The organism is Microbulbifer epialgicus (assembly GCF_041447265.1).
GTDB classification, from domain to species: Bacteria; Pseudomonadota; Gammaproteobacteria; order Pseudomonadales; family Cellvibrionaceae; genus Microbulbifer; species Microbulbifer epialgicus.
This window is the reverse complement of sequence record NZ_JBGMEK010000054.1, coordinates 1-20955: the sequence shown is the minus strand read 5'-3', so window position 1 is coordinate 20955 and position 20955 is coordinate 1. Positions and strand designations below refer to the sequence as shown.

The following is a 20955-nucleotide window of genomic DNA, read 5'->3' as shown; positions in this document are numbered from 1 at the left end:
TCGATGAGAATACTGCAAGTTCGCTTTAAAAATCTGAATTCACTGGTCGGCGAATGGCAGGTCGACCTAACGCACACGGCTTTTGTGTCTGATGGTATCTTCGCTATCACCGGCCCTACTGGCGCAGGGAAAACCACCATCCTGGATGCTATTTGTCTCGCCCTTTATGGGCGGACACCGCGCCTGAGCAAGGTCACCAAGAGCGGAAACGAAATCATGTCTCGCCAGACTGGCGAATGTTTTGCTGAGGTGACCTTTGAAACTCAGTCTGGGCGTTACCGTTGTCATTGGAGCCAGCGCCGAGCGCGCAAGAAACTGGATGGTGAACTCCAATCCCCAAAACACGAAATTGCCAATGCCGATTCTGGCGAGATTTTCGAATCCAAGATCAGAGGGGTGGCCGGCCAGATTGAGTCAGCTACTGGCATGGACTTTGATCGTTTTACCCGTTCCATGTTGCTTGCCCAAGGTGGCTTTGCCGCGTTTCTTCAGGCAGCACCAGATGATCGGGCCCCGATTCTAGAGCAGATTACGGGCACAGAGATCTATAGTCTTATATCTATCCGAGTCCATGAACGTCAGCGCGAAGAGAGGGAAAAACTGAACCTGCTCCAGGCCGAAACAGCAGGCATCGTAGTTCTTGAGCCTGAGCAGGAAGAAGAGCTTGAACAGACACTCAAGATAAATCAAAAGGAAGAAACTGACCTCGCCACCAAATTTACCAGCACAAAGAAGGCAATTGATTGGCTTGATAGTGTCAAAAAGTTGAAGACAGAAATTCACAACCTCTCTGAAGAGGGAGGCAAGCTGCAGGATGAAATTGAGACGTTCAAACCGAGTCGTGAGAAGTTAAACCTGGCTGTAAGTGCTGCCTCCCTCGACGGTACATACGCAACTCTCACCGCGATCCGTAAGCAACAGGCATATGATAGGGCATCATTGAAGTCTAAGGAAGAAGCTCTTCCTGGGCTGGAGGCGTCTACCAAGGATCATGCCGAGGCACTGAGAACAGCTGAACAACAAGCCGGCTTGGCTAAAGAGAACCTGAAAGTGGCCGTACCGGTATTTCAGCAAGTTCGCTCCCTAGATCAGAAGCTTGCTGAGCTGAAGAGGGCTGTTTCGGAAAGCGATGAGAGTTGCAAGAAAATTGGGTCAAAGATTCAAGCAGAAAAAAAATTGCGGCTCGAAGAAGAGAGTAAGCGCACCAAAACTCATGAGGCGCTAAATCTCGTAGACGGCTATCTCCAGGAGCATGCACAGGATGAATGGTTGATTCAGGGCCTGGCAGGTATTGAAGAACAGTTCGGAATCCTACTCACTAGGCAAAAAGAAATTGCTCAAAAAGGGGCTGATCAAGAAGCTGCCTCGAAAGCTTTAGAGCTGGCGGCTAATTCACTAGATACCTGTCAGAAAGAATCAGCCTTTCGAAAGCAGGAACTGGTAGATGCCTCAAAACAGATTAAGCAGGGCAAAGACGTATTGAGCCAGTTGCTAGGAAAGCGTTTATTGCGGGAATACCGCACCGAGAAGGAAACCCTGCTGCGTGAAATGGCATTTCTAGCAAAAATAGCGGAGCTTGAAGAACACCGAGCCAGGCTTGAAGATGGAAAACCATGTCCACTTTGCGGTGCAACCGAGCACCCCTTCGCAGAAGGGAATATCCCTGCCCCTGACGAAACCGAAGAGAGAATTGATGCACTGACTGAGTTGATCCGCAAAGCTGAGGATCAAGAGGTCGCGATTCGAAAGCTTGAAGATCTTGAAAGATTGGCCCACAAAAATTTTATTGATGCGGAAAAACTGGAATCATCAACGGCTAATGATAAGAAGGCCGCTGAGAAAACCCTGGTAGAGATCAAAGATGCCGTTGTAAAACTGCATGCAGATTCTACTGAATTCAGACAGGCTGTCTTTATCAAACTTCGTCCTCTTGGGATTGTGGATGATTTTGAAGTGGACATTTCATCAATGGTTAAATCTCTTCGGAGGAGGCTGAATGCATGGCAACTCCAGGTCAAGAAAAAAGTAGACCTTGAAAAACAGGTCACCGATATTGACGGAGAGGTAGCAAGACTGGATGCCGTTATCGAAATGCAGTGTACAGTTCAGAAGGAAAACCTGGATCGCTTAGAGAGCTTGCGAAACGAACTCCTTGTTGGAAGTGATGAGCGTAATTCCCTGTACGGTGAAAAAAATCCCAGCGATGAGGAGCGCAGTTTAAATACGGCGATTTCTGTTGCTGAAAATGCAGAAAAACAGGCTAGAGAACGTCACAACAAGTTCCAGCAAGAATGGGATATGGTGAAGTCTCATACTGATTCATTGAGGAAGCGAATTGAGGAGAGAGAGCCGAATCTGAGCAAGATGGAGACTGAGTTCTCAGAAGCACTCACGTCAGTTGGCTTTACGAATGAAGAAGAGTTTCAGGTGGCCATGCTGCCCTCCGGACGTAGGAATGAGCTGGCAGACAAGGCCAAGAACCTAGATGAACGACGAACCGATTTGAAAGCTCGGCAAAACGATCGAGAAAAGCGCCTTTCTACAGAAATGAGCAGACAAGTTACGGAAAAGTCTAAAGAAGAGCTCGAGCCACAGCTTAGAGAGGTCGAGGCATCTCTAAGCAAGCTACGGGAGATTATTGCCGGCAACAAACACAAGCGTAGTGAGAATGCAGCTGCAAAAGTCCGGATAAATGAAAAACAGGCGGCCATAGAGGTTCAGAAAAGCGAGTGCAGCAGGTGGGAAAACCTGCAAGAGTTGATCGGATCTGCAGACGGAAAGAAATACCGTAATTTTGCTCAGGGGCTGACCTTCGAGATGATGATTGGTCATGCCAACCGAGAATTGCAAAAAATGACTGATCGATATTTGTTGGTTCGCGATCATACTCGGCCACTGGAGCTTAATGTGGTCGATAGTTACCAGGCTGGAGAGATTCGCTCCACTAAGAATCTTTCAGGTGGTGAGAGTTTTATTGTGAGTCTGTCTTTAGCTCTGGGTTTGTCTCATATGGCAAGTAAGAATGTTCGAGTGGATTCGCTATTCTTGGACGAAGGATTCGGTACGCTCGATGAGGAGGCACTCGATACGGCTTTGGAGACTCTCTCTAGCTTGCAGCAGGATGGCAAACTTATTGGTGTGATTTCGCATGTGTCTGCCTTGAAAGAGCGAATCAGCACTCAAATTCAGGTAATGCCCCAAACAAGTGGGAGAAGTCAGATATCGGGACCCGGATGCTGCAGGTTGGAAGCGCCTTAAAAGCTAGCTTGATCTGCTTCCTTCTAGACTCCTCTTAGTGCGGGGAAGCACCCTGACACTGACACTGACACTGACACTGACACTGACACTGACACTGACACTGACACTGACATAGGATCAATAGGTGTACAGTACTCCTCTAGAACCGAGTAATGCCCTTTCATCTCGCTTATTGATCCATGTTTAATCGGGTTCATTTACACAAACTAAAGATAGTCGTTCACCTATCCCGCCACGATAGCTATCCAAGAAGTGGCACTTACCCAGCACTACTGATTTAGGGACAAAGTTATGGCCTAGATAAAGAGCGTCAATTCCTACTATATTGAAAGGCTTAAGGGATTCTGAACAGGCAGTTCCAATCGCATGCAAACGCTCCAAGAACAAACTTTTATATTCCGTTAGTGTGCGTTTCTTACGGCCCATCGCAAGAACATCACCGTATAGTTTCTGGGCTAGTGAGCGGTCCCATAAGAGCTTTTCGACAGTATTCTTGATTAAGCAATTATCATCGAATGATACACCTGATAGCCACGCTTCACTGATTGATGACAAAGTGTGGAGCGTATGTGGCCAGTTGCTGTCAATTACGTTCGCGTGAATTAGTCCAAGTTTCTGTTTGCCAGTATCTAACTCAATGGCCCAAGGCCAGCTCCTAACTTGGCGCACTAGATTCTGACGGGCCGTCAGTGGTAATTCATAGAACCATTCTCCACCGTTAGCCTTATGTCTTAGAGTCCCTTCAGGGCCCTCAAACCCGGCAATCATCATTGCCTCATGGTTACCGAGGGTGCTGAAATAGGTTTTCTGATCAATGCGTGCCAATAGTGACTCGCTATACCGGCCGCGATCTACTAGGTCTCCAAGGCAGAATAGTCGGTCACAAGATGGGTCGAAAGTTACTTCCTCGAGCTGGTGATCCAATTGGTCCAGATGACCATGAATATCTCCGACAATATAATCTCGGCCGGTAGCGTTTTTTTCGATTTTTAGAAAAATACTCATTAAGGCTGATTGTCCATTTAACTATTATATAAACAAGATACCTAACATGCGTCGGCTTTAGAGCATAGCGACACCATATAAACATAATATGGTCCCGAAGACGCCTTCTGATGTAGGGTCTACCTTGTAATAGGGACCAATCCTCATAATATTGCTGAGAAAAAAATCCTCAACATGGCGATAAAAAATTTGGGGTGATTCCAGCTATACAGGAGTAGAGAGATGCAAAGAGCTGACACAAATTCTGCCTGAGCTAAGCGTTTTCGCGTAGGTAGAGCTATCAAGTTTGAGAGAGAAGCTATTAGGCCATAGGTATTCTGACTCTGCTCCTTTGAGAGATAAGAATCCAATAGTGATACGGAGAAAATTGGATTATAGATGCGCCCATCTCGATAGAGATTGAGCGGCAGGTTAAGAAGGCTTTCGTTAGTCTGTTAAAAATATCAGAGAATGGCAGGAAGAGTATAGTCAACACTATTGAAAGTAAAGGAAAGATGAAGCTCAGCTTCCATTTCGTCCCCAGAAACTAGGATTTACCTGACAGTTAACAAAATACAATGGATCAAGGGCACCCCTCTATTTCTTCTATCACATCCAGTACATCAATATTCAAAATACCATTTTCCTATTAATTGCAATCTATTGATGCACAATATATTTTCAAACTCGCCTCGTTCTGCCAGAAACTGCACGCTCTTTATCGTCGGTATGAAAATATTCTTTATCGGTAGTACACAGTTTCCCATGTCCTAGGTCTGTCGATAGGTCTTTAAGATCTCTATTTTCTGCATCCATCGAGGCACCAGTATGACGAAGCCAATGAGTCGACGTGGCCAGGAGAACTTTCGCATCATCTTCAAAACCATCTCGCGTCATCTTTTCACTTGCTAAATCAAATGCCTCTTGAGCAAGTATCGCAATTGTTCGTGCCCGTAATCCTGGATTATGTTGTCGAATTGGATGGAGTAGGGGAGATAGCTCTCCTACTGCCGGCAAATCATCTAAGCCGCGACTTAACCGATATCGTCGCAAGTAGTCAAGAAAATCGATAGGTACGCTTACTTTCCTTTTTTTATTGCACTTGCCAAACACGATAAACCACCAGTCATCTTCTTCCTGATAAAAATCTCCCATTTTGGGGGTCCATTTTGGTCGGCATGACAATTCACTAACACGCAAATAAAGACTTTTCATGCTAGCAATGATGAAAAGGTGCCTCTCCCAATTTGGATCTTCATCGGCTTTGGCTTTAGTGCTTTCCAAAACATACTCCCATTGCCGTGCCGATAAACGGTTAACTGAACCGCGTGATTCATCGATAGTTAGGTTGGGGCAAGCCTTCTTTACGGCTGCAATTACATTTCCGATAGCATAATCCCCTTCCACCAAGTGGCTATATAGTACGCTCAGGTTCGAGAATACCTCTATTAGGGATTTTTGAGCTAGAGCATAGTCACCAGTATCGGGCTTGATATTTGAAGGGGTAGTACTCCTAAGAGATTCCTTACGCTTAGCCTTACTGAGCTTCACTACGAATGGTCTCCATGCCCTGTTAGCCTCTTTTAGACCATCATTAACTGAGAATCTTCGGCATACCTGTGTACCAATCCAACTTTTTGGAGGATTAACTACAAAATCGATGTAGGCCTCTATATCTCGCTTTTTCATTATGGCGATTGATTTACCGTGTATACACCAGGCCCATAACAAAAAACGCTCGGATTCGCCCCTGAAAGCGTTGTAAGTTGCTTCCGATTGCCGACATTTACTCCAGAGAAAGTCCTTTACTAGCTTATAATCAGTAATTGCCTCCGGCACAGTAATTGTCATTGACTGTACGAATTTTTTCACTACGGGAGTATCTTCTGAAAATAATTTCCCCCGATCAAGAGCATAAAAGGAGTGATAGGAATCAAATAATGGAATTGCATCAAAGCACTGTGACATAAAGAATCTCCTATCATGAGCCGAATGGGCGCCCAAGTTGAACACTTAATTTTTCTTCTAGTTACTATCTTATCTTTCAGCTAGCTAGTACATTTATTACCAGCCAAAGCGCCTAGTTTCATTTAATCTTAAATACAAAAAATACTTATCGAATAAATGGAGATGATCCGGGAGAATACTCTGGGGGCGGCAACTGCACAAACTGTTTAAATTGTTCATGTAAGTTAAGGAATTTTCTAAAGCTTAGCCGGCCATCTTGTAAATCAAAAGAAAATTTAGCACCATCATCCATACAAAACTGTAGGTAGCATTTATATTTATCACATTCTTTAAGTGAAATTTCGGGAAGGTAGCTTTTTAAAATTTGAAGAGGAGATTCGTTTTCATAATAAACGCTTGCTTTATTTTTATCAACATCAAGAAAGTAACTGCCCTCAATGATCTTTCGATGATAGATATCATATCGATAGCATAGGTGTCGGTCATAGTCTTTCTTTTTATGTCGCCCCAATAAGTACAACACAAAAAGATAAATATCTATAAAGGAGAGTTCCAAGCTACGCTTATAGGACCACATTGTGAATGCATTACTCACTTTATAATATTTAAAATGGTTAGATATGTAGACAAACCTATTTGGCTTATAAAATTCCTTATAACCAAGACATCCAAGGAATGGATAATTTGACTCTTGAATATAATGATGCGGACCATATTCCCAGCTTGCAAGATTAAAGAACCAGAGACTTATCGCCATACATATAGGGCAGGGTGGTGGTGCTCTCATAAATCTAGACATATGAATATATCGGTAAGAGTGTATAGAAGCCACATGTTTTTGAGAGGAGTTAAAGTGCAATATCTTTAATATGAGATTCAGTACATCATATTGGCAGCGCATTACTTCTTCATCTATATCACACAAAATGTCTGAATCATCCTGCACAATCGTATAATTTGGACATGATATTTTTTTTAGATTAGTTTCCATCTTATGGATAGAGGAAATTTTCACACCCCTTAACCTTAGATAACTTTCAGTTACATACTTTTTAGTGCGAGCCAGTTGGCAGGCAGGAAAAAGATCGTCGTTTATTGTAATTTTTGGCCACCAGCAACGATCAAGAAATTTTTTTCCACATAAAAAATAACTACAATCATCCTTATAGCCGATGAACCTAATCATCCTTATAGCCGATGAACCTAATCAGCCTAGACAGGGGATGAAATCTTTCTTTCGGGATCAAGTCTACAGAAAAGCTTAGAGGTTCCAATATAAAGACAGAGCAGGTTCGGCATGTCCTTTTTAACATTTCTGCGTGGCTTGGCCAACGTTGGTTACACGTGGGGCAGTGAGTCGTAAATGGCTGATTATGAATTGGGCACCGTGGCAGCCATGGCAAATTATACAGCTTACAATGGTAGAGCTGAGAAGCGCATTTGGGACATTGTCTATTCGTTCCCGATGGTAAATGATCTAATATTTGCTCTTCTGGCCTCTGAGTCAAACCAGATATATTTTTGATTCGCTCTACTGTATTGCTCCCTTTAACCTCATTTCGCAAGCGCTTTTCGATATACGAGTAGGATATACCTGCATTCGCAATAAGGAAATGACGCACCGTAGCTAGATCACTTTGATAAGGCCGTGTGAAAAGTGACCCTCGATTAAAAAATCCATTATTTAACTGCATGATTTAACCATCGAAGGCGTCAACCCTGACACATCAATCGCAGCTCTAACCATATCTTGATTGCATTGATCGGGACCGAACTTTGGAAAGAAATCGTACAATAAAACATTTACTGTGCAGACAAATGACTCCATCCCCCAGGAAGTAAGATGATAATCCTTTTGAAACTCATGAAACACCGACCAAATAACTGAACTTAAACTGGAGTAACGCCAACCCTTCCTAACAATTTCAGGTAGAAAAAACTCAGTGTATGTGGGTCCAGTTCCACGCGGAAATCGTAATGTATCGTATTGCTTTAGGCAGTTCTTCACATCAGATTCACTTTGAACACCATAGAAGTCAGTAATTTTCTTAAAAAAACGACCATATATATGCCTATATCTACTTTCAGACACGTTACTAAAAACGATTTCCGCCTCATCGCTATTTACAATAAATATTACAGTAAATAATATTTTTAGTTTTTCACGTATAAAATCATGAAATTCAGCAAAGACGTTATATTGATTAAGGGATAGTCGCTGAGCTTCATCAACAAGGAGAACAAATTGTTTTGTTTCATTTTCTATACAATGCTCCAAAAAAAAGTGGACAAGATTGCTAAACATAGGCTCAATTTGTGAATTTGTCTTCAGAGGCAAATTTGCACTGACTGTTAAGGCCCGATAAAGAGCATGTATTGTTCTTCGGTCTCTAGCTGGTACAGAAAAATAATGAGTTGGGATAATTTTCCCACCACGAGTTTTTAACCTGTTTGCTAATTGGGTTGCCGCAGTTGTTTTACCGCAGCGTGCCTCCCCTCGAATGATGCCGCCGGTAACGCCTGTCCATAGCCAGCCATCAAGAACATTTTTTAAACGTCTCATAGGTGGCGTATTTATTAAAAACTCATAAGGATTAAAGATTGGATGTTCATAATAATCGAATTTATCATGCATATTCTATTACCCCCGGCGGTTGGCCTTTAGAGGGGACCAACTATAGTCATTTTTTTCAGATGCAGAATTTATGGCCTTACTAAGCTTTGGATCTCCTGATAGCGTTAAAGGACCATCTTGCTCTCTCGTAAACTCATCGTAGACACGAATAATTTCTAGTGCTCCTTTTTCTTGGCCTTTATGGTCAAGTAAATAACGAAAGTGAGCTGTCAATGGGTCGTTACCATGGTAGGCATGCCCTCTGATAAGGCTATTGATCCTCTGCCGCGTAGCAATACTGTGGCGAAAACGCAGCCATGACTTAGGAGCAGCGATCACACCGAAATCTTTCCCATTGAGGGACCATGCCCGTAACCATCGGATATCACGACGATCAAACTCCACTATGATTCGTGAATTGTGGCAAACCGCATCGATTAATCCCTCACCCTGATAACGCTGTCCCTCGAATACAATATGCGGCTTTCGATTTTCACCCTGTAACCATTTAAGCGATACAGTTTTACGACCGACAAAAGGCTTCCATCTGTTTCGCAGAGCAGCTGGCACAAAGCGAATATAGTGGTGTCGATAATGCGATTGATAGAGTTCTAGCGGAGAAGTACCTCCTAGATGCCCCTTAGGGGAAACATTATGTGCAGTTAGGACAATACTAAGCGCCTCCTCCAGCGTATGTAATGAAATAGGAGGCAATCGCTTACTATTTTTTTTCGATTGTCTAATAGGATCTTTAGGGTGAGACCCCGTAGTAGAGGAAAAGCGGTGTGATACCTTTCGACAAATTAAGTTAAAAACGTCCTCGATCCACCGGCGAGTTGTCGGCGAACCTCCTCTCCCCATACTTACGGTCGCTGCCTGCTGATCACATATCGCTTCCTGTACCGAGATAGCCAAATGGGCTAAGGCATTGTCCAACTGCACGGTTCCAAACGTGACAGGGAAATCATCTGGCAACCCTGACGGAAAGTAGGCTCCGGCATCGTATGATAAGCCAGGAGTTGTAAGTACCAATGGCTCCCATGGTCTTACGCAATTATCTAGCAGTTGCAGCATATCCTGCTGGTTTGGAGCACCACTTAGGGCTATATGGAACCCCAAGATACAGTCCGTATCTACATTTGTAGCAACTATGACTTGGACACGAGATAAGCGAAGCGGAATGAGCTCATCATTGAGCTCTAGGTATATTCCATTATGTAAATCGATACTGTGTTCATCTATTTGGGTTGTTCGCAGCGCTCTGTATATAGTCGATGGTGACGTCGTTGCGGATGGTACAACCGATTGACGTTGCGATTGCAACTCCTTAGACCGTTGGTGGAAGTAGCGCCTTACACTCTCGGCTGCCATATGACGAGTAGTGTATGGGTACTGATCTGTTGGGTGCCCAGCTTCCACAAGAAGCTGCTTGAAAGTACTATGAAAGGTCGATGGCGTTAAATTTTGTTTATAGTTGGTATCACGTAACTGGGCTAGCAGTGCTTTATCTAGCTCCTCCTTTAAGTTGGGTACTTCGCGGAGAAGTTTAGTAAAGACGTGTTGAGAGCCTGAAGGTCGGTCGAAGGTTGGTATTGGCTCTCTGCGCGTTCCACGATTTACTCTTTGATAAGGTATCAGGGCCTGTGTGAGCGGTGGATCTTCATCACCCTCACCAGCCAGACAGCGGTTCATCAGTTGTGTCACAAATGAGGCAGACAAAAGATAGGATTCTGCGATCTCATTAAACGGAATATGATTGAGCGCTTGGATTACAATGTCTCGGTTTCGAAGATAAGTTGAACGTTTGTTAGTCGCAACAACCGTGAGTTCAATAATGGGCCACTGCCCAAAGTCCCATAAGGTGGGCCGCTGTTCTAGTCGTTGTCGCCAGGTCAGGTACATGGACGAATCACGCAGTCATAGTCAAAAACAGCAGTAGTTAAATCTGTGCAGACCAATCCTCGATGCATCAAGCGGAGTAGAGCAATTTCATCAGAGTAAGTACGCTCTCGATCACCTGGATCAACGATTTCCCTCACTTCAAGCCCATCCTCTCTGTGATCCTGAAGCAGCCGCAGTAAACCTAATTCATTGGCGTGAGTGTTGATATCGCGAGCGGCAAATAGTGTGTGCACAATCTCAATCCAATTTTCTGCCTCCCTCTGCCGCGCGAGAATCGACTCATTGCTAATCACCTTAAATTCGATGTTGTGCAGCAAGAAATAGTGCTCTAGTGGCACTCGTAGGGAGTCATCAAAGATGCCTTTTGGTTTGATTTCTAAGACCTGACGGTGACCATTGGTCAGTACATAGCAATCGGGAGTGTAGTACCGCCCATGCACCCTCAATCGATAGGGCTGGGGGACGAAGCTTGTAACCTTGGGATCGCCTTCCAAGAGACCTGCGTGAAGGTACTCGGCGAATGAGTGAAATTCTGACTTTGCTGCTGGGTGCTTAAGTGCCCAAAACATTCGAAAGTCAAATGCTCGCTGCAGTTTTACTGGAGTATGACGTTGCCGTGGGACCAACGAGTCCGGCTGCAGGACAAAACGTGCTTGCTCGAAGCGTGGGTCAAAGAGCGGGCTGGACATCATCACTCTCTCGAGAGGGGTAGCAAATTCACGTATATATCATGATAGGCGTTAATAATTTGATTATAAGTGCACCATTTAAGGGTATTCTGGTGCATGCCTATTTACACTGTATTTGAAGTGTCTGGTGTGTTGAGTTAGCTGGATCAGTTCACATATAATGTGACCTAGTTTGCACCAGGATTCAGGATGAAATGGTACAAAACCTCCCTCCAGACAACGGATTTCCGAAACCACGCTCACGACGCCTCTTTCATCCATCTGAAGCTTCGAGTGTGGCTTTTCCGATCCAGTCCGTCCAAATCGATTGGGACCGCCTTATCGCCAAGCGCTCCGCTGTGCTTGAGACGATTGACACTATGCCGGTCTACCTTCTCAAGCCTGAGATCTTGCAACTACTCGATGCGGAAAAGCACCCGACTTACCGACTGATTTTCGATCTAATATGGACTACTGGTGCACGAATCTCCGAGATCCTTGCCCTTACACCCTGTAGTTTTGTGGGCGATGGCTACGATTTTGGGGTGATCCTCAAAACACTCAAGCAGCAGCCAGGTCGACCCAGTAAGGCCAGCCTGCAACGCTCCCCCAAACGGTACGTACCCATCGTGGACTGCACTCCCCGGGACCGCATTCTGAGTTATTTACACGCCCATCGCTTCCAAAAAAAACAGCGGATTTTTCCGATGTGTCGGCAGACAGTGAACCGGCATATTCATGCGTTGGTGGACAGAGTAGGGGGTGCACCCTTTGCCATTTCAGCTCACACGTTTCGGCATTCGTTTGCGATTCACCTATTACTGCACGGGCGGCCTCTGAAGTACGTGAGCCAGTTATTGGGGCATAAGTCGGTGGACAGTGCGGAGATCTATACCAACGTGCTCACCGTGGATGGAGCACATTTTTTAGATGGGGTAGATTTTCATTGAATGCTTGTTTTCGCCTTTCTTTACATCAAAGCCTAAAAACAAAGGGCTTTTTAGCAAGAAATTTTGATTTATTAGTAAAAGACTCTTTCCGAGAAAAAGGATATTTTAGTCTATGACTCAATCACCTGAACTAGCGGGAGGAGAAGGTTTTACCTTTGAAGGTTATGTAGCTGCATTCTACCTTTCTGCTTTGTTAGCTGAAGCATACGCCCGCGGTATTTCAGGCAGGATAGTCGTGGGGGTTTCCGTTCAACAACGTGATTTCGGTGAGCCACTTGATGATGTCATTGTTGATTTTGGAGATGTTGATGATAACAAAGCCCGCCTGAGCCTCCAGGTGAAGCGCTCTCTCACGATTAGTAGCGCGAAAACTAACACTGATTTTAAAGATATTATTCGCGACAGCTGGGCTACACTCACAAAATCTGACTTCCAATTAGGCTTAGATAGATACGGAGCAGCTGTCGGAACAATTAGTGCGGCAAAACAACGAGAACTAAATAGACTTTGCGAGTTAGCTAGAGAAAGCCAAGCAACAACTCATTTCGAGGCACGTTTTCTAGAGGAAGGAAATGCAAGTAAAGAACTTAAGTTAGTCAAAGCATGCCTTGTTGAGTTGCTTGAAGAAGTTAAAGGGAGCGCTTGTACCCCCGACGAGATCCACAAGTTTCTTGCCCACTTCGTATTGATCAAATTCGACTTTCTTCACGAGGGAGCAACGGACTCACCTGAAGCCATTAATTCAATAAAAGGTGCTCTTGCAGCGGAAGAATCTTACAAAGTCCCCTTAGTTTGGTCCGAACTGGTAAAGCTGGCTCGCGATTCTGCCGGTAAAGCTGGTCAGTTTGATCGTGCGAGACTAGTAAGACAGCTCTCTACAGCAGCCAGGCTTAGGGGGGCAAATTCAATGCGTCAAGATCTAGGCAAACTAACAGAGCTAGCAAAGAGTTATGTAAATTTTATCCCTGATGATGTCGGTGGCACAAAGCTTAGTCGCGACAAACTGATCAGCGAACTTGATGAAAGATGTCAAAGGGCACGAATTATCCAAGTTACAGGCTTACCAGGAAGCGGAAAATCAGTCTTGATTAGACGCTCGGTTGAACGAGCTATGGATAAAGGATCGATACTTTTCTTAAAGGCAGAACAACTGGAAGGAAGCAGTTGGCTCAGTTTTGCAAGCCACCATGGTCTATCCAATACATCCTTAGAGGCATTGCTAATTGAAATTGGAGCCTCAGGAACCCCCGTTCTTTTCATTGATGCTATTGATCGCGTTGATAAAGAGCGTCAGGGTATTGTCCTTGATCTTATCCGTACTATTAGACAGTCCGCTTTGCTTGACCAGTGGCACATCATTACCTCGCTAAGAGATAGCGGTATTGAGGTGCTGAGGAACTGGCTTGGCGAATACTTGGATGATCTAATCGTCGAGACTGTTAATGTCAATCAATTAACTGATGACGAGGCCGAATCGCTAGCGCAAGAAAAGCCACACTTGCGATCACTCTTATTTGGGACAGCTGAAGTACAAAGTGTTGTGAGAAGGCCTTTCTTTGCAAAGATATTGAATCAAAGCTATCAGGCTGATCCCCACAATCAATCTTTCACTCCTCAGTCGGAGGTTGATTTGATAGAGCACTGGTGGGAGCGTGGGGGGTACAATGAGCAAGGTCAAAATGCTCTAGAGCGTCAGCAACTACTTTTGGTTTTAGCTGGTCTTCGTGCCCGTCAATTGAGCAAACCTATTAAACTAAGCCAACTAACATCAGTACAACATATTGATAGGCTTAAATCTGATGGAGTGCTCCAGGATGCTCGTCAAGGAATATCGATGCATTTTTCGCATGATATTTTTTTTGAATGGGCTTTTTTTTATGTTCTTAGTGATAAAGGTGAGCAGTGGGTTGAGGAAATTAAAGCTTGTGGTGAGCCTCCTGCTGTTGCTCGGATTGTAGAATTGGTTTCTCAGTGGGAGTATGTGAGGGGAGAAAATTGGACTTCATATTTGGCTCTCACAATTGACTCAGAAATTAGATCACAATGGCAGCGAGCTTGGCTTGTGGGTCCACTTGGGAATTCAGGATTTGAAACAGATGAAGATCAATTTGAGACAGCAGTACTTGCCGACGAGTCAAACTTACTAAGAAAGGCGCTAGTCTGGTTTCAAGCTGAGAAAACATCTCCTAATAAAAATATTCTTAATGACTCACTGCCCTTACAGGAGCGTCAAAGATTCGCTGACCTACTCGGAGGGCCTTCAGATTTTTCAGCGTGGCGCCGTTTAATCGTTTTTATACTTAAGCGTATTTCAAAGATACCTCAGCGACTTTATCCAGAGGTTATCTCAATTTTTGAAGTTTGGCAGAACGTCTTTTCGGATTATGATAACCTAGTATCTAGAGCCTTACTGCAACAATGTGCGAATTGGCTGAGAGATCTAGATGAGATTGAATATGAAAAAATGCCTAGCAAAAAGCCATCTTCATGGAGTGAATTAACAAATTTAGGTGAATTCCGGAAATCCCTTATCAGATTGCTACTAAAATCATCGAAGATAAAATCTTGCTACTCAGAGGAGTATATACAACGCTATATAAAAGCAAGGCATACCCAGGATGATGAATTTGATCAAATAATTCGTTTTTCGCATGTTCTGGCACAATCAATACCAGAATCATTGGTTCAATTATCATTGAAATACTTGTGCCAGGAATTGCCGGACGATCAGATTGCAAGAGAAGAGCAAGAACAACACGACGAAATTAAATGGCGTGAATCCGTTTTAGCCAAGCCTTCAGCTGACCGGACTGAGGAGGAACAGCGATTTCTTGATTTCTCTTCTCCTATCCACCTCTCTAGTGGTTTTTCCCATCATGATTGGGAAAGATTATGTATTCGGGATGACTTTAAAAGCTTCTATCCACCATCACCCTTGCGCGAGCCATTTCTATCGCTCTTCAAATACTCTCCTGAACATGCTTTAAAGCTATTAAAATCTCTGTGTAATCATGCGATGAGTGCATGGAAACAGCTACATAATCATTCTTATGTTCGAGGTGGAACACCATTGCCTCTTAAGCTGTCTTTTCCCTGGGGGGTACAAGAATTTTGGGGGTCTGATCGTGAGTATCTTTGGTCTCGAGGCATATGGGCACCTGATGCAATCAGTTCTGGGTTTATGGCACTTGAAGAATGGTGTCTATCAGAGATAGAGAATGATCGACCATTAGATGAACTCATACAGAAGATTGTCGAGGGAAATGAAAGTATAGCGGTGCTAGGTGTCTCATCAATGTTAGCTGTTCATTCTCAGACCGTAACTGAAGTAACGCTTCAGCTGGTTAGTTCCCCGCGCGTTCTAATGGCAGATAAGAATCGATGGATGCAAGAGCACCAATCATCTGCCAATTTGATGGGGTTTCGTAACAAAAGTGATATAACACATGTTGATGCCATCAAAAAATCAAACTCACGGGATATTCGAAAAACGGACCTACGCTGGTTAGTTCAAAAAAGTATTGTTTCCAATGAGCCAATTAGTGAACATATCAAAGAGACTATCTTAGCCTTCAAAGATAGATTGCCCTTCCAATATGAAGAACATAAAAAGGATCAAGAGATCATCCGATCCTTAACTAATGATTCAGCTGAGCTGGTCGAGCTTGTAGATGTTAATAACTATCAAATCTGCAGAGTGGAAGGTGAGTCCGATAAGGTAATGGTTGTTCATGAAGGACCTTCATCAAAAACCCCTGAAAATATTGCAAAGATTACAGAGGCATCTGAATACCTCAAAATATCTAATCTTTGGATATGGGCGTCAAAGTTCTTTGAAGAGAAACAGCTTCGTAACTCTTTTTCAATAAAGGATGCTCTGATTACAGCACAAAGTGCTGACTCTGAAGATCTGTTTTCTAATTCATATAATCAATGTTCAGAAGAGTCTTTAGGTATGTGGAGGGGAGCAGTTGCAGCTACTGCGGCTCTTGTACTTAACTTTAAGGAAGATTGTTCTGAGAAAGATTTATCATGGGCACGCAATGTCTTGTCACGTGCTCTTCGGTTACCAGAAAGTCCTGATTCAGTGTGGTCTACATATTCAGTCATTCCATGGCATCCAGGTATCTTTGTGTCTAAAGGTTTAGGCACTGACTTGTATGATGGTACTGCTGAAGAGAATGCGACTGGCGATTTGATTAGTTTGATTGCTCATCCATTAGAAATTGTCTCATTAGCTGCTATTGAAGAGGCATGTAAGCTATGGTCAAAAAACCCCAAGCTTACGTGGGCTTCTTTACTATTGGCCTTCTCTATGTGCAAGTTACCTATGCATGGTCGAAGGGGGCAAGCTCAGACAGAATATAATCCTCAGCCGGCAATTGATATAGCTATTGAATTTTACAACTCGGGCAGTGGGTGGCCTATCTTTCAATTGCCTCCTGAGGCTTGGGTTAAAATTAACCCTGAAGACGAGCGATGTGTACGTAGAAATTACGATGAATGGGATACTTATGATGTTATTGATGAAAGTGAGTATTGGGTCGAGCCAGATGAATTCTGGAAATCACAGAGTGCTGCGAAGATACTTGATCTGATACCCTATGAGGAGATACTACAAAGCGAGGCAAAGGACTCTTTACTGGATTTTCTTGCTGGAGTTTTAGAATGGACTAATCAGAAAAATGCACCACATTGGATAAAATCAGGTAGACGCAACCGCGCTGCAACTGATCATTTACTGTGGACGCACGCCTTAGGGGCAAGACTTGGTATAGTTGCTGGGCTACTTTCTCTAAGTGATTTTCAGTCTCGATTCCTAGATCCCATTTTGAATTTAGAAGGTGATAATTGCTGGAGTATTCTTTCCTCTTTTTCCAACACTTATGTCTGCGCCTATATTTTTGATGCCAGGGACGTACCTAATGATGCAGTTGTCCTTCTCGATCTGATTCTTGTAAGGCTTTTGAAATCATCAGTATTTCGTCGGGATTCTTATCGCAGTGGAGAGCTGACTGGCTTTGATCAACCTAGACTGGTTGAGACAATGTTATTTGTCTCTGTAGAGAGAGCAGATTTGGCAGCTCGTTATGTAAACGGTGACTGGTCTGAAATTGAACGTATCATACCAATAATAGATAAGTTTATTCGTAATGCGGGTTGGGCTGCCTCAGTAATGTATCATTTTCTTACGTTATGTGAGCGAGCGAAAGATAATTACCCTGCAGAACCATTTGCTGACCAGGTGCTCAGTATTATTGGTGATGGGCCAGAAAAACTTAAGGGGTGGAACGGAACCTTTATAGCAGCAAGAATTGCCGAGTTGATTCAACATTTTTCACATCGTGACACTCCAATGAATCAAGAGTTGGCCCAGAAATTTTTAAAGATACTTGATATGCTAGTTGATATGGGAGATAGAAGGAGTGCAGCACTTCAGCTTAGTGAGGCCTTTCGAGAAATTCGATTAAGTTAACTTACATGAGCAGAGTAGTGCACAGCTATAATCGCTTTAAAGCATCTTCTAGAACTTCTTCTGGAGGTTCTTCATAGATTAATGTTGTTGATGGGTTCACATGCCCAGCAATTTTTTGAGCTATTTTGACTGATTTTTTCTGTTTATGAATCACATTGGTGATTAGCGATCGTCGGCCACTGTGTGAGCTGGCTTTTTCTATTCCAGCCCAATCACGCAGCATCAAAGCCATGTGCTCTTGGAGTGTATTAGGAGAGTAGGGGCCGCCTTTTTGGGTGATAAAAAGAGGGGAGGAGGGCTTTAGTCTTTCCCCTTTGCCGAGCCGTAAGTTCAAATACCTAATAAGAGCATTGCGGAGATCCTGATCAACCATGGGGAGATCTCGCGACTTCCCTTTATGGTGCTTAACTGGCGGGTAAAAGTTTTCAGGATTAACGTCAGCGCCAGATTTGGCTAAAACTTCAATTTGCCGAACCACTTTGTCAAAATTCTCAATATCGAAACTGATCGTTTTGCGTTGGTAGTGACTCTTGGAGCGCTTCATGGCATCTGCACCTTTAGTATAAGCTGCAGGTAGGCTCATCACTTCCAGCAGTTTGAACTCGGTGCCCGAAGGATTAAGCTTGGCAATTTCTTTCACTTGTAGGAGAGCAATTTCTTGAGCACGAAGCCCCAGCTTAAAGCTAACCTGCATGATGGCCGTGTTCTTTTCAGGGTGACGGTGGTCCTGGATCACCTGGAAGAGGTGACTTTGTTGTTCTCGTGTAGGGACGCGAGCTTGACCAGATTTGGGCATTAAAGACCTCGAAATAGGGGTGATAAATAATCCGTAATAATGATCTTTTAACGGATTATGGCAGGGTATCTAGCTAAAAAGCTAGATCTATAAGTGGCTATTCGAACGAAAGCCATAAGTGTACTTAGCTTATAGGCACTTTTTTGATCAGCTTCATCCACGTGAGGTCGCCGGTGCATTTCATAGGTAGATTCACTTATACACCTATTAGCACGGTTCTTTCGACTCACTTGCCCAAATGTTTTTCAGAATTGCGTGAGTAATTTGGTCTTAGGAAAAGGCTTTGATGCGCTCGAATGTTTGTATGCGAAAACACCTGGAATCCTGGAATCCTGGAATCCTGGAATCCTGGAATCCTGGAATCCTGGAATCCTGGAATCCTGTCACCTTAGAGCGCTGTAACCTTGGAACGCTATAACCCTGGAGCGTGGAAACTTAGAACACAGGAACACAAAATGGAGATTACTCGGTCGGAATTAGAGTAGATGGTCGCACGATTAAGTGTTTTAGTTGGAAATTAAGTGTTTTAGTTGGCAAAAATTAAGTACTTTAGTTGGACGTCCACACAGGAACACAAAATGAAAACGTCCAACGTCCAAAATTTCCAATAGTGTCTACTATTGGAAATAACGTATGATACAATTCCTCACACCATCTAAATTAATAATTTCGATTTTTCATTTTTTTAGTAACCAGGTTCTTTATGTCACAGCGCTTTGATGCGATGCCACTTTTTGATTCCTACCGTCCTTTTTACGCTCTTGATCGAGGAGAATTATTCTCAGAAGATGCTCCTGCAGTGAAAAACTTCGTACAGTCAATGACTCGTTCCGTGCCAGAGGCCATTACTGATTACCGACACGTAAAAGACTTTCTTTGGAGTAAATGTCGACGCTCAGAAGCAACTTTCAACGCGTTTAGGAGCGAATCTGAGCGTTTTTTGTTATGGGCCTGGTGTATTCACTGCAAGTCAATTGCCATGATGAAAAAGCGAGATATTGAGGCTTACATCGATTTTGTCGTCAACCCACCAAAAAGTTGGATTGGAACACAGATATGTCGAAGATTTTCGATCAATAATGGTTTAAAAGAGACTAACAAGGATTGGAGACCATTCGTAGCGAAGCTCAGTAAGGCTGAACGTAAAGAGTCTCTTAGGAGTGCTTCCGTTTCAGATATCAAACCAGATACTGGTGACTATGCTCTTGCGCAGAAGTCTTTGAGAGAAGTCTTCTCAAACCTGAGCGTGCTGTATAACCATTTGGTTGAAGAAGACTATGCATTCGGAAATGTAATTGCAGCCGTCAAAAAGGCATCCCCCCATCTAATTATCGATGTATCAAACGATTCAGTTAAACGTTTGTCTGCACTGCAGTGGGAGTATGTTCTGGAAAGTACTCGGGCCAAAGCTGATGAAGATCCGACCTGGGAGCGTCACCTTTTTATCATTGCCAGTATGAAGAGTCTTTATTTACGTGTTAGTGAATTGTCATGCCGGCCGAAATGGAACCCCAAAATGGGGGATTTTTACCGGGAGGAAGATGACTGGTGGTTTATTGTATTTGGAAAAGGCAACAAAAAGAGAAAGGTTAGCGTACCGGTTGATTTTTTAGACTATTTACGGAGATATCGTATTAGTCGTGGGCTGGACGGGCTACCAGCAGTTGGCGAGTCATCCCCCCTACTCCACCCAATTCGTAAACATAACCCAGGGCTACGAGCACGGACAATCGCGATATTAACTCAGGAAGCGTTTGACCTAGCCAGTGAAAAGATGGTTCAGGATGGCTTTGAAGATGATGCAAAAGTCCTCTTAGCCACTTCTACACATTGGCTTCGTCACACAGGTGCATCAATGGATGTAGAAAGTAGAGCTCTTAAGGACCTGTCGGCAGATCTGGGACATGGAAAGTTAAGTACTACTGATAAAGAATACGTCCATGCAGATGATAAAGAACGGGCTGCTTCTGGAAGAACGAGGCGAGTTTAAACTGATAGTGTATTACAATTAATAGCCTGCCATAACCTAAAGTGTAGTAGTTCAGACTTGATCTGACAGTTACCGGTTTTTCAGAAGGTGCTTTGTCAGGTCAAATTCAGTTTACGAGTTTTTCCTTCCAGATGCTTTTTCCATCTTCAAGTGTTGCCATCGGAGTGCGGCCACAACACTTTTTACCCTGATGGGTACGGTCATTATTGTAATATGTGAGCCATTCGTCCAGATCCTTTTGTAACTCTTCTATTGATCCATAGATCTTCCGGCGTAATGAAGGCTGGTAGAACTCTTGTAGAATGGTTTTATGGAAGCGCTCACAGATGCCGTTGGTTTGTGGATGCCT

General features: G+C 43.7%; 13 protein-coding genes. 5 read left to right on the top strand and 8 right to left on the bottom strand.

Annotation, left to right across the window (positions count from 1 at the left end):
* Nucleotides 1-3 precede the first annotated feature (3 nt).
* Complete coding sequence (locus ACCI49_RS17850; protein WP_371840504.1) at nucleotides 4-3258, top strand: AAA family ATPase; 3255 nt, start codon at nucleotides 4-6, stop codon at nucleotides 3256-3258.
* Between the two features lie 183 nt (nucleotides 3259-3441).
* On the opposite strand, the gene ACCI49_RS17845 is transcribed toward ACCI49_RS17850, so the two are convergent.
* The 6 genes from ACCI49_RS17845 to ACCI49_RS17820 form a co-directional block, all read right to left on the bottom strand.
* On the bottom strand, nucleotides 3442-4263 hold the full coding sequence (locus tag ACCI49_RS17845; RefSeq protein WP_371840503.1) for a metallophosphoesterase: 822 nt from the start codon (nucleotides 4261-4263) through the stop codon (nucleotides 3442-3444).
* 660 nt (nucleotides 4264-4923) lie between these two features.
* The gene (locus tag ACCI49_RS17840) at nucleotides 4924-6210 is read right to left on the bottom strand and encodes a site-specific integrase (protein WP_371840502.1); all 1287 of its coding nucleotides are present in this window, start codon (nucleotides 6208-6210) and stop codon (nucleotides 4924-4926) included.
* 145 nt (nucleotides 6211-6355) lie between these two features.
* Nucleotides 6356-7225, bottom strand: coding sequence for a hypothetical protein (locus tag ACCI49_RS17835; protein WP_371840501.1), 870 nt, complete (start codon nucleotides 7223-7225; stop codon nucleotides 6356-6358).
* Nucleotides 7226-7894: 669 nt separating this feature from the next.
* Nucleotides 7895-8845 (bottom strand): ATP-binding protein, encoded by a 951-nt coding sequence (locus tag ACCI49_RS17830; RefSeq protein ID WP_371840500.1) that lies wholly within the window; start codon nucleotides 8843-8845, stop codon nucleotides 7895-7897.
* A 6-nt stretch (nucleotides 8846-8851) separates the two neighbouring features.
* Nucleotides 8852-10726: a hypothetical protein gene (locus tag ACCI49_RS17825; RefSeq protein WP_371840499.1), complete on the bottom strand. Its 1875-nt coding sequence runs from the start codon at nucleotides 10724-10726 to the stop codon at nucleotides 8852-8854.
* Nucleotides 10717-11415 carry a Tn7 transposase TnsA N-terminal domain-containing protein gene (locus ACCI49_RS17820; RefSeq protein WP_371840498.1) on the bottom strand — a complete coding sequence of 233 codons (699 nt, stop codon included), beginning with the start codon at nucleotides 11413-11415 and terminating at the stop codon, nucleotides 10717-10719. The genes ACCI49_RS17825 and ACCI49_RS17820 overlap by 10 nt, the downstream gene beginning before the upstream one ends.
* Nucleotides 11416-11690: 275 nt before the next feature.
* On the opposite strand from ACCI49_RS17820, the gene ACCI49_RS17815 reads away from it, so the two are divergent.
* Complete coding sequence (locus tag ACCI49_RS17815) at nucleotides 11691-12344, top strand: tyrosine-type recombinase/integrase (protein WP_371840497.1); 654 nt, start codon at nucleotides 11691-11693, stop codon at nucleotides 12342-12344.
* Between the two features lie 112 nt (nucleotides 12345-12456).
* Nucleotides 12457-17820, top strand: a complete 5364-nt coding sequence (locus ACCI49_RS17810; RefSeq protein WP_371840496.1) for an NACHT domain-containing protein — start codon at nucleotides 12457-12459, stop codon at nucleotides 17818-17820.
* A 25-nt stretch (nucleotides 17821-17845) separates the two neighbouring features.
* On the opposite strand, the gene ACCI49_RS17805 is transcribed toward ACCI49_RS17810, so the two are convergent.
* Nucleotides 17846-18616, bottom strand: coding sequence for a tyrosine-type recombinase/integrase (locus ACCI49_RS17805; protein WP_371840495.1), 771 nt, complete (start codon nucleotides 18614-18616; stop codon nucleotides 17846-17848).
* 286 nt (nucleotides 18617-18902) lie between these two features.
* Between ACCI49_RS17805 and ACCI49_RS17800 the strand changes: the two genes are divergently transcribed.
* Both ACCI49_RS17800 and ACCI49_RS17795 read left to right on the top strand, forming a co-directional pair.
* Nucleotides 18903-19034 (top strand): hypothetical protein, encoded by a 132-nt coding sequence (locus ACCI49_RS17800; protein WP_371840494.1) that lies wholly within the window; start codon nucleotides 18903-18905, stop codon nucleotides 19032-19034.
* A 285-nt stretch (nucleotides 19035-19319) separates the two neighbouring features.
* Nucleotides 19320-20606: a tyrosine-type recombinase/integrase gene (locus ACCI49_RS17795; RefSeq protein WP_371840493.1), complete on the top strand. Its 1287-nt coding sequence runs from the start codon at nucleotides 19320-19322 to the stop codon at nucleotides 20604-20606.
* Between the two features lie 106 nt (nucleotides 20607-20712).
* Here the strand turns inward: ACCI49_RS17795 and ACCI49_RS17790 are convergent.
* Nucleotides 20713-20955 (bottom strand): integrase core domain-containing protein (locus tag ACCI49_RS17790; RefSeq protein WP_371840492.1); only part of this gene is annotated, 243 nt, incomplete at its 5' end.

What these genes read in the sequence shown, in the direction of transcription:
- ACCI49_RS17850 (WP_371840504.1), top strand. Translation starts at nt 4, where the DNA reads ATGAGAATACTGCAAGTTCGCTTTAAAAATCTGAATTCACTGGTCGGC.
- ACCI49_RS17845 (WP_371840503.1), bottom strand. Translation starts at nt 4,263, where the DNA reads ATGAGTATTTTTCTAAAAATCGAAAAAAACGCTACCGGCCGAGATTAT.
- ACCI49_RS17840 (WP_371840502.1), bottom strand. Translation starts at nt 6,210, where the DNA reads ATGTCACAGTGCTTTGATGCAATTCCATTATTTGATTCCTATCACTCC.
- ACCI49_RS17830 (WP_371840500.1), bottom strand. Translation starts at nt 8,845, where the DNA reads ATGCATGATAAATTCGATTATTATGAACATCCAATCTTTAATCCTTAT.
- ACCI49_RS17825 (WP_371840499.1), bottom strand. Translation starts at nt 10,726, where the DNA reads ATGTACCTGACCTGGCGACAACGACTAGAACAGCGGCCCACCTTATGG.
- ACCI49_RS17820 (WP_371840498.1), bottom strand. Translation starts at nt 11,415, where the DNA reads ATGTCCAGCCCGCTCTTTGACCCACGCTTCGAGCAAGCACGTTTTGTC.
- ACCI49_RS17810 (WP_371840496.1), top strand. Translation starts at nt 12,457, where the DNA reads ATGACTCAATCACCTGAACTAGCGGGAGGAGAAGGTTTTACCTTTGAA.
- ACCI49_RS17805 (WP_371840495.1), bottom strand. Translation starts at nt 18,616, where the DNA reads ATGCCCAAATCTGGTCAAGCTCGCGTCCCTACACGAGAACAACAAAGT.
- ACCI49_RS17800 (WP_371840494.1), top strand. Translation starts at nt 18,903, where the DNA reads ATGCGCTCGAATGTTTGTATGCGAAAACACCTGGAATCCTGGAATCCT.
- ACCI49_RS17795 (WP_371840493.1), top strand. Translation starts at nt 19,320, where the DNA reads ATGTCACAGCGCTTTGATGCGATGCCACTTTTTGATTCCTACCGTCCT.